Origin of the sequence: Streptomyces sp. NBC_00285 (genome assembly GCF_036174265.1) — a bacterium.
GTDB lineage: Bacteria > Actinomycetota > Actinomycetes > Streptomycetales > Streptomycetaceae > Streptomyces.
Map to the genome: position 1 here is coordinate 223752 of NZ_CP108055.1, position 12980 is coordinate 236731.

At 68.1% G+C, this 12980-nt stretch carries 10 protein-coding genes; 8 read left to right on the forward strand and 2 right to left on the reverse strand.

From position 1 onward, the window contains the following. Nucleotides 1-38 precede the first annotated feature (38 nt). The 5 genes from OHT57_RS01130 (at nucleotide 39) to OHT57_RS01150 (ending at nucleotide 6803) form a co-directional block, all read left to right on the forward strand. Nucleotides 39-1391, forward strand: coding sequence for an SGNH/GDSL hydrolase family protein (locus tag OHT57_RS01130; protein WP_328743914.1), 1353 nt, complete (start codon nucleotides 39-41; stop codon nucleotides 1389-1391). Between the two features lie 758 nt (nucleotides 1392-2149). Next, nucleotides 2150-4216: an alpha-L-fucosidase gene (locus tag OHT57_RS01135; RefSeq protein ID WP_328743915.1), complete on the forward strand. Its 2067-nt coding sequence runs from the start codon at nucleotides 2150-2152 to the stop codon at nucleotides 4214-4216. Between the two features lie 79 nt (nucleotides 4217-4295). Next, on the forward strand, nucleotides 4296-4457 hold the full coding sequence (locus tag OHT57_RS01140) for a hypothetical protein (protein ID WP_328743916.1): 162 nt from the start codon (nucleotides 4296-4298) through the stop codon (nucleotides 4455-4457). Nucleotides 4458-4863: 406 nt separating this feature from the next. Further along, entirely contained in the window at nucleotides 4864-5733 is an 870-nt protein-coding gene (locus OHT57_RS01145) for an AraC family transcriptional regulator (protein WP_328743917.1), read from the forward strand. A 500-nt stretch (nucleotides 5734-6233) separates the two neighbouring features. Continuing rightward, nucleotides 6234-6803 (forward strand): DUF4232 domain-containing protein, encoded by a 570-nt coding sequence (locus tag OHT57_RS01150; protein ID WP_328743790.1) that lies wholly within the window; start codon nucleotides 6234-6236, stop codon nucleotides 6801-6803. Nucleotides 6804-7116: 313 nt separating this feature from the next. Here the strand turns inward: OHT57_RS01150 and OHT57_RS01155 are convergent, their stop codons facing one another. Further along, entirely contained in the window at nucleotides 7117-7371 is a 255-nt protein-coding gene (locus tag OHT57_RS01155; protein ID WP_328743918.1) for a hypothetical protein, read from the reverse strand. Between the two features lie 416 nt (nucleotides 7372-7787). Between OHT57_RS01155 and OHT57_RS01160 the strand changes: the two genes are divergently transcribed. After that, nucleotides 7788-8258, forward strand: coding sequence for a hypothetical protein (locus OHT57_RS01160; RefSeq protein WP_328743919.1), 471 nt, complete (start codon nucleotides 7788-7790; stop codon nucleotides 8256-8258). Between the two features lie 213 nt (nucleotides 8259-8471). Here the strand turns inward: OHT57_RS01160 and OHT57_RS01165 are convergent, their stop codons facing one another. Further along, the gene (locus OHT57_RS01165) at nucleotides 8472-9608 is read right to left on the reverse strand and encodes a serine hydrolase domain-containing protein (RefSeq protein WP_328743920.1); all 1137 of its coding nucleotides are present in this window, start codon (nucleotides 9606-9608) and stop codon (nucleotides 8472-8474) included. 505 nt (nucleotides 9609-10113) lie between these two features. On the opposite strand from OHT57_RS01165, the gene OHT57_RS01170 reads away from it, so the two are divergent. Further along, nucleotides 10114-10485 carry a LutC/YkgG family protein gene (locus OHT57_RS01170; protein WP_443053405.1) on the forward strand — a complete coding sequence of 124 codons (372 nt, stop codon included), beginning with the start codon at nucleotides 10114-10116 and terminating at the stop codon, nucleotides 10483-10485. 319 nt (nucleotides 10486-10804) lie between these two features. Further along, a complete protein-coding gene (locus tag OHT57_RS01175) occupies nucleotides 10805-12865 on the forward strand; it encodes an alpha-L-fucosidase (RefSeq protein ID WP_328743921.1) in 2061 nt (686 codons plus the stop codon). Nucleotides 12866-12980: the final 115 nt, after the last annotated feature.

The window sequence follows — 12980 nt, forward strand, 5'->3', positions numbered from 1 at the left end:
CTCAAGCACATGCCCTCACAGACGGAGGTATGTCGTCCATGAAGCGAACACCAGCGCTGGTGAGCCTGATCGTCGCCCTTGCCGTCACGGCCGCCGGACTCCTCATCCCCTCGGCGGCGGGTGCGACGCGCGGCGGCACGTCCCACTCGTCCGGCTACGCCACCCCGACGACGAAGGGCGCGCACTGGGTGAACACCTGGGCGGCCATGCCCCAGTTGACCGAGTCGTCGAACATGCCGCCCGCACCGTTCACCCAGAGCAACCGCGTGTTCGAGAACGCCACCCTGCGCCAGACCGTGCATGTCACGGTCGGCGGCCGGTACACACGGATACGCCTCTCCAACGCGTTCGGCGGCACGAACCTGCCCGTCACATCGGCGTCCGTGGCGCTCCCGGCGGACGGCAAGGCGGGCGTCAGCGCCATCGTGCCCGCCAGCGCACGGCCGGTGACGTTCGACGGGCAGCCGGGCATCGACATCCCCAAGGCCGCACAGGCGGTCAGCGACCCGCTGGACCTGGAGGTGAAACCCGGCACCAACCTGACCGTGACGCTCTACCTCGCCACCGGCCAGGCGTCCACCTCCATCACCTCGCACCCCGGCTCCCGCACGACCTCGTACATGCTGGCCGGTAACCATCTCGACGACGCCGATCTGACCGGTGCCACGGCGGTCGACCACTGGTACTTCCTCAGCGGCATCGAGGCGTGGTCCAAGAGCGGTACCGCCGCGGCCGTGATGCTGGGTGACTCCCTCACCGACGGCCGCGGCTCCACCACCAACATGAACAACCGCTGGCCCGACCAGCTCCTGGCACGGCTTCAGTCCCGCCCCGCCACCTCCGGCATCGCGATCCTCAACCAGGCGGCCGGCGGCAACTGCGTGCTGCGCGACTGCCTGGGCCCGAGCGCCCTGTCCCGCGTGGACCGCGACGTCCTGGCCCAGAGCGGCGTCAGCTGGCTCTTCGTCTTCTCGGGCGTCAACGACATCGGCGGCGCCGGAACCACGGACTCCGCAACGAAGAAGGTCACAGCCGACCTCGTCACCGGCTACCAGCAGATCATCACCCGCGCCCATGCTCAGGGCATCCGCGTCTACGGAGCCACCCTCACGCCCTTCGGCGGCAACGGCTACGACGACGCGACCGCTGCCCACGAGGCCGCCCGCCAGGCGGTGAACGACTGGATCCGCACCAGCGGCCGGTTCGACGCCGTCGTCGACTTCGACCGAGCGGTCCGCGACCCTCAGAACCCCCGCCTGCTCTCCCCCGCCTACGACGTCGGTGACCATCTCCATCTCAACCCCACCGGCTACCAGGCGCTCGCCGACGCCGTCCCGGCCGGCCTGCTCAAGCACACCCCGATCGCGTCCGCGTTCCCCACGACGAACTGACCGGCACGCAAAGGGCATGTGATGGGGGGGCTCTCCGCGTGCCCGAAGCAGGTGTCCCGCCGGGCGGGTGCCGTCTCGTCTTCTCCGTTGTGCACGTGGTGCAGTTACCGACCGAGCGAGGCGGATCGTGGCTTCGGCGGCGGGCAGCGTCCGGCAGTCGCGGAGCCGGCAGCGGTGTCAACGACGAAGCATGATCCATACCGATGGGCGCGTTGCGCGGCGAGGTGCTCGCCAAGGGCGAGTCGCTTCCCGCGCGGCCTCCCGCCGAACCGGACATGGCGGCTTCCCCGGCATCCGGCGCGCCGGTGAGCGCTCAGTGACGATTACGTCCCCGCCTGTTGACGCCTCAGGACTAACATCCTATCTTTCGTCGAGCCACCCCAGATTGGTCAAGCCGTACACTTTAAAAACAGGGCAATCGAGCCGTACCAGAAGCTTTGGGTCACGCAGCCCTCCGATCAATTGGGAATGTCATGACCTGTTCAATCATTCTGCGAGTCAGCTGACAGGCACCCAGGAAGGGCAGAAGCCGTGGACGAGCACCACGCAAGGAACCTTCGGCGCAGGGACGTGCTGAAGGGCATGGCAACGGTCGGCACGATGGCCGCGGCGGGCGGTCTCGGGGGCTCGCTCCTGACCGCCGGGACCGCCTCGGCCGCGACGGCCGGCAACCTTCAGGCGCTGCAACAGAAGTTCGTGGACATGCGGTTCGGCATGTTCATCCACTACAACATGGGTCCTACCACGATGCCGAGTGGGTGTCGCCCGGCCAGGACCCGTTGTCCTTCAACCCGACCAAGCTCGACTGCGGACAGTGGGCCGCGGCGGCGAAGTCGGCGAAGATGACCTACGCGATCCTCACCACCAAGCACCATGACGGCTTCTGTCTGTGGCCCACGAAGCAGACGAGCTACAACGTCATGAACAGTTCGTACAAGCAGGACGTGGTGCGCAAGTACGTCGACTCCTTCCGGGCCGCGGGTGTGGAGCCGTGGATGTACTTCTCCATCTGGGACCGCAACCAGGGCATCGCCTCCGGCTCCGTCTCCCGGGCCGACATCGACTTCATCAAGGCCCAGCTCACCGAACTGCTCGGCGGCACCTACGGCACCATCCCGGTCCTGGTCTTCGACGGCTGGGCCTGGCAGGCGGGGCACCGGCAGATCCCGTACGGGGAGATCCGCGAGCACATCAAGGCGATGCAGCCGAACCTCCTCATCGTCGACATCAACGGCCACAGCGAGCCCTGGGAGCAGGACATCCTCTTCTACGAGGAACCGCTCGGTGTCAAAGCGCCGGCCAACAACACCTACGCCAGCTGCCAGGGACAGACCATCACCGGCGGCTGGTTCTGGCATCCCTCGACGCCGACCGCGACACCGCTGTCCGTGAGCAGCATCGTCGACAGCCACCTGAAGGTGCTGGAGCCCGTCCACTGCACCTTCATCCTCAACTGCCCGCCGAACCCTGACGGGTTGCTGGACACCAACATCGTGAACCGCCTCGCCCAGGTGGGTGCGGCGTGGGCCCCGGACACCTCCCGGCCGGCGCTGCCCGCGCAGAAGGACGTCCTGCTGCACGCGGTCACCCCGGCGGCCGTCACCGCCACCAGCGGCACCGCCGCCAACGCCGTGGACGGTCTGATCGACCACCCCAAGGGCACCAAGTTCCAGTCCCTGTGGCAGACCACAGGCTCGCTGCCCCAGTCCGTCACCCTCGACCTGGGCGCCACCTTCACCAACCTCGACACCCTCGAATACCTGCCCAGGGAGGACAAGGACAGCGCCGGGGCGTATGTCACCACCGGCAACATCACCTCGTACGAGGTCCACACCAGCACCAACGGCAGCACCTTCACCCGGGCCGTATCCGGCAGCTGGGCGGGCGACAAGAACGTCAAGCAGGCGCGGTTCGGCGCGGTGAGCGCCCGCTACGTGCGTCTGGTGGCCGTGAACACGGTCGGCGGCAGCATCGCCGTGGCCAGCGAGGTCAACTCCGGCGGCATCGCAACGAAGCCGACCTCCTCCCTCACCACGCCCGTCCAGACCCCGGTCCTGCCGGGCAGCGACAAATCCCTCGCCCTGACCCCGGCCCTGGCCGCCCTCGACAACGGCGGCATGAAGCTGGAGAACAGCCCCGCGAACATCGGCTACTGGGCCAGCTCCAGCGACAACGCCACCTGGCGGGTCCGCTTCGACGCTCCCGGCACCTACACGGCGACCGCCACCGTGGCCGCGACCACCGCCTCCCGGCTCGCCCTGGACGCGGGCATCGGCTCCGCCGCGATCGTGGTGCCCAGCACCGGTTCCTGGTCGACCTACACCACGGTCACCACCAAGATCACCGTCCCGGAATCCGGCTACCGCACCGTCTACCTGCGCCCGGACAAGTCCGTCACCTGGCAGTCGGTCAACGTCCGCGGGATCACTCTCACCCCGGGTGCCGACGGCGCGCTCGCCCTCACCGCCGCGACCGCCACCCTCTCCGGCAGCGCCATCAAGCTGGAGAACGACCCGCCCGACATCGGCTACTGGACCAGCACGAGCGCCACGGCCTCCTGGACCGTGACGTTCCCGGCCGCGGGCACGTATACCGTACGAGCGCGGGTCTCGGCCGCCTACGGCGCCACCGCCTTCACCCTCGACACCGGCGTGGGCAGCACCACGGTGGAGGTGGCGCGAACCTCCAACTGGGATGACTACATCACGGTCCAGGGCACGGTCACGGTGTCCGCCGCGGGCAGCCGGACAGTAGTGATCAAGCCCGCGAACGCGTCGACCTGGCAGGCCATGAATCTGCAGTGGGCCGACCTCAAACTGTCGTAATGACCCCGCGCCTTCACGAGACAAGCCGTCCGGTCGGTGATCAACAAAGGCGAGAGGGGTCCTCAGGACAGCAATGCCGGTGATCCAGCGCATCGGCACAGGCGGGCGCCATACGGAACGGCTTCCACAGCACGAACAGAACACCGACGACCGGCTGGCTGATCGGCAGGTCGACGCCGTGGGCGCGGGCCGGATCTGCCGGCGGGTTTCCTTCCCGTCGATGGTCACGGCCAGCCCATAGGGGGTCGTGTCTCGCCGACATCGCTGCCCAGAGGGTTTTCAGGATTTCGGAGGGCCACCAGGCCTGGTGATCCTCAGCGAGAAGGGCATCCGACGGGGGCGGAGGTCGCATCCTGCGAGGTGGTGTAAGCGATCACACGCTTCGGGCTCAGGTACCCGGCTCGCGATGCCCTCTCCGTCGGACGCGGAGCACAAAGCGGCCCGGTGAGGTGTCGTGAGCGCTCCGGCCGGTCAAAGTCCCCGGCGTGACCTGCGAGTTCCGGTCCGCTGACCGACTACACCACCCGGCGGGACGCGATCAAGTGGCGAACCGCGTCAGTCCAGGCGCCTGACCGGATCGGATCGCAGCGGTCGGGTATTGCCAGGGTGCCTGCTGCCAGGGTGGGAGTCGAAAGGGAGGCTTCCTAATGATCTCGGCACTCAACCACCTTGTCGATCTTGTCGAGGAGCACCTCGCCGAGGAGCTCGACGTCGGCAAGGTGGCCGCGGCGCTCGGCACCACCGAGTACCACTTGCGTCGGATGTTCTCGTCGTTGGCCGGTATGCCGCTGTCGGAGTACGTGCGCCGGCGCCGCATGACAGTTGCCGCCGCCGACGTCGTCCGTGGCAGGGGGGATCTGCTGGGTATCGCCGTCCGGCACGGATACGGCTCCAGCGAGGCGTTCGGACGCGCGTTCCGGGCGGTCCACGGTGCCGGCCCCGGTGACGTGCGCCGCAACGGAGGCCCTCTGCGCACACAACCGCAGCTCAGGTTCCGCCTGACTGTTGAAGGGAGTACCCCCATGGACACCCGCCTCGTCGACCGCCCCGCATTCCGGCTGACTGGACACGCAACCCGGGTTCCGCTCATTCACCAGGGCGTCAACCCGCACATCCAGGAGCACATCGCCGCGCTGCCGCCGGAGGAGCATCTGCGGCTCAAGGCCCTCAGCGACACCGAACCGAAGGGACTGCTGCAGGTCACCGCCGACCTCGATCCCGACAGCCGTGAGGGCAGTGAACTGACCTACCTGCACGGAGTCGCCCTCAGCCGGGACACATCGGTCCCGGACGGGCTCGACACCATCGAGGTACCACCTGGGATGTGGGCAGTCTTCCGTACCGGCGGACCGCATCCGCAGGCCCTGCAGACGACCTGGGCGGCGACCGCGACCGAGTGGTTCCCCTCCAACCCGTGGCGGCTGCGCTCGGGCCCCTCGGTCGTCGCGGTCCTCGAGCGCGCGGACGATTTCAGCACCGCGACGTGCGAGCTGTGGCTCCCCGTCGAACCAGCGTGACGCACTATCGACCATCGAACGCGGTTGAGCGCTTGAGTTGACGGATGTCCTGTGTCACTGAGTCGTCCCTGAGGGGGTCACTCTGACCTGCGATGAGGAATCTTGAGTGGCGAAGTGACCATGATTCATGGGCGCCGCTGTCCGCGGATGCGGAGAGTTTCGCCAGTGGATCTTGCTGGAATAACGTTTGCCATCGGACTTTGACGGACGCGAGTTTGTGTCATCGGAGTTTGATCACCGCAGGTCAGCGACTCAGCGCACCTGCGGTGCGCGCCGGGGCGTGGCAAAACCCAGGGCGCGCTGGAGGTCCTTCTGTCTGCTCTGACGGCCGTCTGCACGGGTGCAGCCTGCCGTCACCGTTCCGTCACAGATAGTCGCCGTACGGAACCCTGCCGCTCTCCCGCCCTGTCTGCACTCACGTACCACCACGACCACGCGTACCGCGGGGCAACAACCGACGACCGAAACCCGCGGACGCGACGACTCAGGGGGACTACAGCATGCGGCACAGCAACAGCATTCACAGGGCGGCTCTGGCGACGACGGCGCTCACGGCCGTCGCGGCGGCGGTGACCGGCATCCTGCCCGGCACCGCCATGGCGGCGAGCACCACCACCTCCACCCCGCCGCCCGCCTGCCCCGCCTCCGCCCTCCAGGTCAGCGCCCGGCAGGCCACCCACCCGCCCGTCGGGACCGGGACCGGAGCGGCGGTCGTGCAGTTCACCAACGCCTCCCGGAAGACGTGCATCCTGAAGGGCCACCCGACAGTCGCGGGCGCCAGCAACGGCTCCCCCGCCCACAACACCCCGCTCAAGGTCACCCCCACCGGCAGGGCGGCCACCGTGACGGTCCGACCGCACGGCAAGGCCTGGGTGAAGCTGACCTTCGTCCAGGTCCAGGGGGAGGGCGACGGCTACTGCGTATCGGGCAAGACCCCGAAGGCGTATCCGACGATGGTCATCGGGCTGCCGCACTCCGGAAAGCACCAGGTCGCCCTGAACGACGGGGTGTGGGCCGAGTGCGACAACAAGGTGACCGTCACCCCAGTCTCGGCGGTCAAGCCTTCCTGACCCCACCGTCCCCACAAAACGAGCAGCCTGCACGACGATCGCAACGCTCCGACCTGCACGTTTACGGGACACTGCACATAAGTGCAGGTCGGCGATCACACTCCGATGACACAAACTCGTGTCCGTCAAAGTCCGATGGCAAACGGTCAAGATCCAGTGGCACAGGACATGGCGGTCAGGCTCGTGCGAGGCGCCCGGCGGTGTCCCGTCTTCGGTGATCGGGCCCCGATCTCGATTGATCTGGTCCGCTTCACTCGCCGTCTCAGTTGATCTGGTCCGTCCTGGCTCTGCTGCACGGTGGCGTCGCCCCCTATTACTGGCTGTCGACGTGCCGTGCTCGGAGCCATGCTGTCTCGAACTCGTCCGGGTGGATTTCCTTGTCCGCCCACTCAGGGTCAAAGAGGTCCACAACGGGCGGATTGAACGTCCAGTCGTTGGGACCGCTCTTGAGCGCGGTCCCGTCGGCGGCGAGCTCTACCTGACGCAATCTGCGGCCGTCGGAGCCGACCTCCATGAAGTAGGTCGCGGGTTCATCGCCGTCGCCATCCCAGCGGCGCCGAAGGTGCACGATGCGCCGGTCCGCAAGCGCGCCGAAACCGGGGCGGCCGCATCGAGACGGGACAGGCGGCGGCGACGAAGGTGTTGTGCGCGGCCCGGGCGAGGCTGGCGCGCCGGACGCGGGCGGCGAGTTTCAGGACGTGCGGGTAGCCGGTCGCAAATGGCCGATCTGTTGGGCGCTGTTGCAGAAGCCAGCCTTGACCGGCGCTGTCGGGGCCCATTCGTGTGGCCGGCTAGAGCCGGGCGATCGGGTTATGGGCAGTCGAAAGTACCCATAACCCTCGTATGGATGCAGCGGTGGTGGGGGTGCTCGGGACTGTCGTCGGATCCTTGGGAGCGCTTGGGGGTGGGTGGATATCAGTTCGCGGTCAAAGACAGCATCAGCGCGAGCAGCTCGAGGAGGAGCGATACAGGTGGCTGCACGACGTGCGTGTCGAGGCCTATTCGGCCTATGTGTCCGCTGTCCGCGTGCTCAACGGACAGCTATGGAAACTCTTCGATGAGCTGACCGCCCCGGAGGGCTCCCCCGCGGTGTGGAAGGACTGCCTGTTCGAGATGCATCAGTGCTGGGTGGGTCTCAGCGCCACGGCGTCACGGGTGAGCATGATCGGTCCGACTGCGGTGGCCACTGAAGCAGAACTGCTGCATCACGCCATGCGGGAATGGCACGTTCTCTGTTCCGAGTGGGCACGCACTGCGATCCGTGTCGGCTGCCCGCCTCAAGAGGATCAGGAAACTCGGTTCCGCGAGGCAGCCGATGCGAAGCGGATCCGTATCGCCTCTTTCAGGAAGCCGCTCGTCAGGCGCTACGCACCGACGCCTGACGTGACGAACGGGGCGCTGGGAGCAACCCGACGAGTACTGGCTCACGGACACCAGGACTCTCGCATTTCCTGAGCTTGATCCTTAACCTCCGGCTTGATCAGCAGCGTCCGCAGGGTCGCTCGTTCGGGAGGCATCCGCTGGGGCGGACGCCCGCTCACGACCGCAGCCTGGCCAACCCCCCTGCACCCGGGGGACGGGCATCGGCGCTGCCATGCTCGCCTCCCGTCCAGGGCTGTAGGCCGCGTACACCGCTTCGGAACGGCCGAGGACCACCCACGGAGACACTCAGTCGGTCGCGGCATAGGTCCAGAAGTCGCGCATCCACCTGGGGAAGGCAGGACCGGGCAGGCCGCAGGGGGTGAAGAGGACGGTGACCGTGTCGGTCGACGGGTCGATGTGCGCGGCGGTGCCGGTGCCGCCCACCCATCCGTAGCGGCCGGGGGTGTTCCAGGGCTCCGCGGCGGTGACGTCGACCGACCCGCCGTAGCCCCACCCCTGGCCCTGGAGGAAGAGGGTGCCCTCGTCGCGCTGGTCCGCGGTGAGGTGATCCGTCGTCATGAGGCGTACGGACTCCGGGGAGAGGATCGTGCCGCCGCCGGCCAGCAGCATGCGGCCGAAGGCGTGCCAGTCCGCGACCGTGGACACCAGGCCCCCCGCGCCCGAGGCGAAGGCGGGCGGGGTGGACCAAGCGCCGTTGGCGGCATCGGCGAAGGTGTGGGTGCCGTCAGGGGCTGTCAGGTAGTAGGGGGTGAGGCGGTCGCGCTCCGATGCCGGTACGGCGAAGGCCGTGTCCTTCATCCCGAGCGGCTCGAAGATCCGCTCGGCCAGGAACTCCGGCAGCCCACGCCCCGAGGCCCGTGCCACCAGCACGCCTTGCAGGTCAGAGCTGGCGTTGTACAGGAACGCCTCTCCGGGCTGCCGCAGCAAGGGAATGCCGGCGAGGGCGGCGACCCACTCGTCCGGACTCAGCGGCGACCGCGGACCTCCGTTGTACACGGCCACGTCCGCGAACAGGGGTTGAAGGGCGGGCGCGGTGAAGTCGGCTCCGAAGCCCCATCCCGAGCGGGACGACAGGACGTCTTCCACGGTGAGGGGACGGCTGGCCGGCACCACGTCGTCCAGCTCGCTCGCGGGAGTGCGGACGACCTTCGGGGACGCCAATTCCGGCAGCCAGTGCGCGATCGGCGCATCCAGGGTGAGCACACCGTCGTCGACGAGCGCCAGTACCGCGGCGGCGGTCACGGGCTTGGTGACCGAGGAGAGCCGGAACATGGTGTCGGCCCGCATCGGCGCCGATCCTGCGGGCTCCGTCGATCCCACGGCCGTGACCTCTACCTCGCCGGAGCGGTCCACCAGGGCGACCGCTCCGGGGAAGGCTCCCTCGGCGACGTACTTCTCCAACAGTGCGGTCAGGTGGTTCATCAGGCTCTGCCTCTCGTGTCGCGGCCGACGGCGGATACGTCCATAGGACCGTCCGCCGGCCCGAAACTCATCGGCGCAGCCCACACGTCTCCGCTCGCCGTGAACCGCGCCGCGAACATCGGGTGCGCACGGCCAGGCGCGCCGCCCGCACCGACGAGGTCGTGCGCTCCTCCCGGACCTACCGGTGGGCACCGCGATATCCGCGACGGTGCCTGGCACCCCCTGGTGCGCATGCACCGAGTGATGAACGGCCGCGAGACCGTCCTGAGCGCGGTTCGGGCAGCCCTGTCCGGTGTTCCCGGCTCCGAGCGCCCCGACGATCTGCCGCGTCCGCGTGGTCGCCGCGCCGACCACGCGGGAGAGGACGTCGTGGGGCTGTTCGCCGAGCGTGCCGCCGAGTACCGCGTCACAGTGGTCCGTGTTCCGGCAGCCGGTGCCGCCGGCAGCGACCAGGGGCCGTCCGGGACCAGGCCTTCGGGAAGCCCGGACGGCACCGCCAGGGAACGTGCTCCGGTACGGCTCAGAGCGCTGCCCACGGCTGCCGCACGTCCCGCCGCTGACCGTCGGACAGCTCGACACGGCGGACGCCGTGGTCACCACGGTCGCCGCGGCCATCGCCGTCACCGGCACCGTGGTCCTCCACCACGGCCCGGGCCAGGGACGGCGGGCCCTGACGCTGCTCCCGGACCAGCACATCTGCCTGGTCCGGGCCGATCAGATCACACCCGACGTGCCCGATGCGCTCCGCCGCCTCGACCCGTCGCGGCCGCTGACACTCATGTCAGGCCCCTCGGCGACCAGCGACATCGAGCTGGAGCGGGTGGAGGGCGTACACGGGCCCAGGACCCTCGACATCATCGTGCTGGGGGACGCGTAGCCGCCGGAGCGGACATGACGGTTTCGCAGTGCGGTCAGGTGGCCGCGCTGCGACGCCGTGTGCATTTTCCACGCATCGACCGTGATAGATCCGATCTATTCCCGCGTGTTGACCTGATCGGGGGCAGAGCGACGAGGAGATTTCTCAATTCTGTCCCTAGCTCTAGACAAGACATGGGGGCGCACCGCTTAAATACATCCGATGTCCGAGAAGATGTGGCCTGAGCGGACACGAGCCGCCGTTCCCCGCCGTCCAGGCTGCGTCACGGACAAACGACTGTCGGCACGCCCCGTGTTCTTCACCCCTTCTGGAGCCGCACATGACCTCCGCTCCCCTCAGCAGGCGCTCCCTCATCAAGGCCGCCGCCCTCGCCGGCGGCACCGTGGCCTTCGGACTGCCGCAGGCCCTGTGGCCCACCGCCGCCGAGGCGTACTCGGTCTCCTCGAAGATGGACTGGTGGTACCAGGCCCGGTTCGGGATGTTCATCCACTTCGGGTCCTACTCCTACCTCGGCCACGGTGAGTGGGCCTTCAGCTCCGAGAGCTGGTCCAAGGCCAACTACCAGACCCAGGTGTCCGCGCACTTCAACCCCACCGCGTTCAATGCGGCAACCATCGCCCAACTGGCGGCGGACGCCGGCATGAAGTACCTGGTGATCACTGCCAAGCACCATGAAGGCTTCGCCATGTGGGACTCCAACGTCCCCAGCTTCACCGACACCACCGGCACGAAGCTGTACAACCTGCACGACTACGCCGGTGTCCAGGGTGATCTGCTGGCGGCGCTCAAGACCGAGTGCGAGGCACGAGGTGTCAAGTTCGGGCTCTACTACTCGATCCTGGACTGGAACCACCCCTCCCAGACCATCCGAAGCGGTCTCACCACGATGGCCTCGCAGGCTGCCCGCACGGATTATATCGCGGACATGAAAGCCCAACTGCAGGAGCTGCTGGACCGCTACGACCCGGCGCTCCTGTGGTTCGACGGCGACTGGTTCGGCGAACCCTCCAGCCCCACCCTCCAGGACTGGTGGCTCCGGTCGGACGGTGTCGACCTCTACAACTGGCTGATCGCCCGCAAGCCCGGACTCGTCGTCAACGAACGGGTCAAGCGGGACCTCGGTCTGGGCGACTACACGGTCGCGGAGTTCGGTGTCCCCAACGCGCCGCTGGACCGCCAGTGGGAGAGATGCGACACCATGAACGGCGCCTGGGGTTACAACGCGGGCCAAGAGAACTCCTACCGCCCCGTCAGGGATTTCCTTCAGGAGCTCGTCACCTGCGTCTCACGGGACGGCAACTTCCTGCTGAACATCGGCCCCAAGAGCGACGGCTCGGTCACCGCCGGATCCGTGACCATCCTGCGCGGCCTGGCCTCCTGGATGGGGACGTACGGCGACAGCGTGCACGGAGCCACGGCAAGCCCCTTCACCACCGACCCCACCTGGGGCAGGGCCACCAAGAAGGACGGCAAGCTGTTCGCCCACGTCTTCACCTGGCCCGCGGGCGGCGTGCTGCAGATCCCGGCAGTCACCAACACGATCAGCCGCGTCTACCTGATGAACAACCCCTCGGCCTCGCTCACCTACACCGTCAGCGGCGGCCAGATCAGCGTCACCGTGCCGGCTACCGCCCCGGACGCCAATGACTCCGTGGTCTGCGTCGAGGTCAGCGGCATCCCCACGGCCGCCGGCGCAGCCCGGGTAACCGTGTTCCAGGACGTGAGTTACTCCTCGGCGAGCGCCGTCCTGACGCTGGGCAGCTACGCCTCTTCCCAGCTGTCGGCCGCGGGGGTGGGGTCCGCGACCATCTCCTCGCTGAGGGTGCCCCAGGGCTACCGGGTGACGGGCTACTCCGGCGACAACTTCACCGGCACGGCCTGGACGTTCACCGCGGACAATCCCGACCTGCGGGTGACCGGCAACAACGACGCCATCGTCTCGCTGAAGGTCACCTTCAATCCCGCCGCGTACTTCCGTCTGATCAACATCACGGACGGTCTGGCCCTTGACAGCGGCGGCAACGTCGCCAGCGGCTCGAACCTCAAGCAGTGGACGCCGATCGACAACCCCAACCTCCACTGGCAGGCCGTCGACCTCGGCGACGGCTACTACAGGCTGGTCAACCGCGCCAACGGCATGGTCGCCGACGGCTGGGGCTCGACCAGCAACGGCGCTCCAGCCCAGCAAGCGGCCTGGAACGGCGGCCCCCACCAGCAGTGGAAGATAACCGACCGCGGCAACGGCCAGTACTCGATCGCCAACCGCACCACCGGACTCGTCCTCGACGGCGGCGGACAGGTCCCCTCCGGGTCCGTGACCAAGCAGTGGACCTGGGTGACCAACAACAACCTGCTGTGGACGTTCCAGCCCACCTCCTGACCACCCGTCACGGCCCCGCCGCCTGTACCTCTTCCCGGGCCACAGCGCCACGACATGCCTCCTGCGTGGCCGCTGTGGGCCGGGGCCCCTCCGACCCGCACGTCCCCACGAAGAA

Coding starts and splice junctions, on each gene's coding strand:
- OHT57_RS01130 (WP_328743914.1), top strand. CDS start 39: ATGAAGCGAACACCAGCGCTGGTGAGCCTGATCGTCGCCCTTGCCGTC.
- OHT57_RS01150 (WP_328743790.1), top strand. CDS start 6,234: ATGCGGCACAGCAACAGCATTCACAGGGCGGCTCTGGCGACGACGGCG.
- OHT57_RS01165 (WP_328743920.1), bottom strand. CDS start 9,608: ATGAACCACCTGACCGCACTGTTGGAGAAGTACGTCGCCGAGGGAGCC.
- OHT57_RS01175 (WP_328743921.1), top strand. CDS start 10,805: ATGACCTCCGCTCCCCTCAGCAGGCGCTCCCTCATCAAGGCCGCCGCC.
- OHT57_RS01145 (WP_328743917.1), top strand. CDS start 4,864: ATGATCTCGGCACTCAACCACCTTGTCGATCTTGTCGAGGAGCACCTC.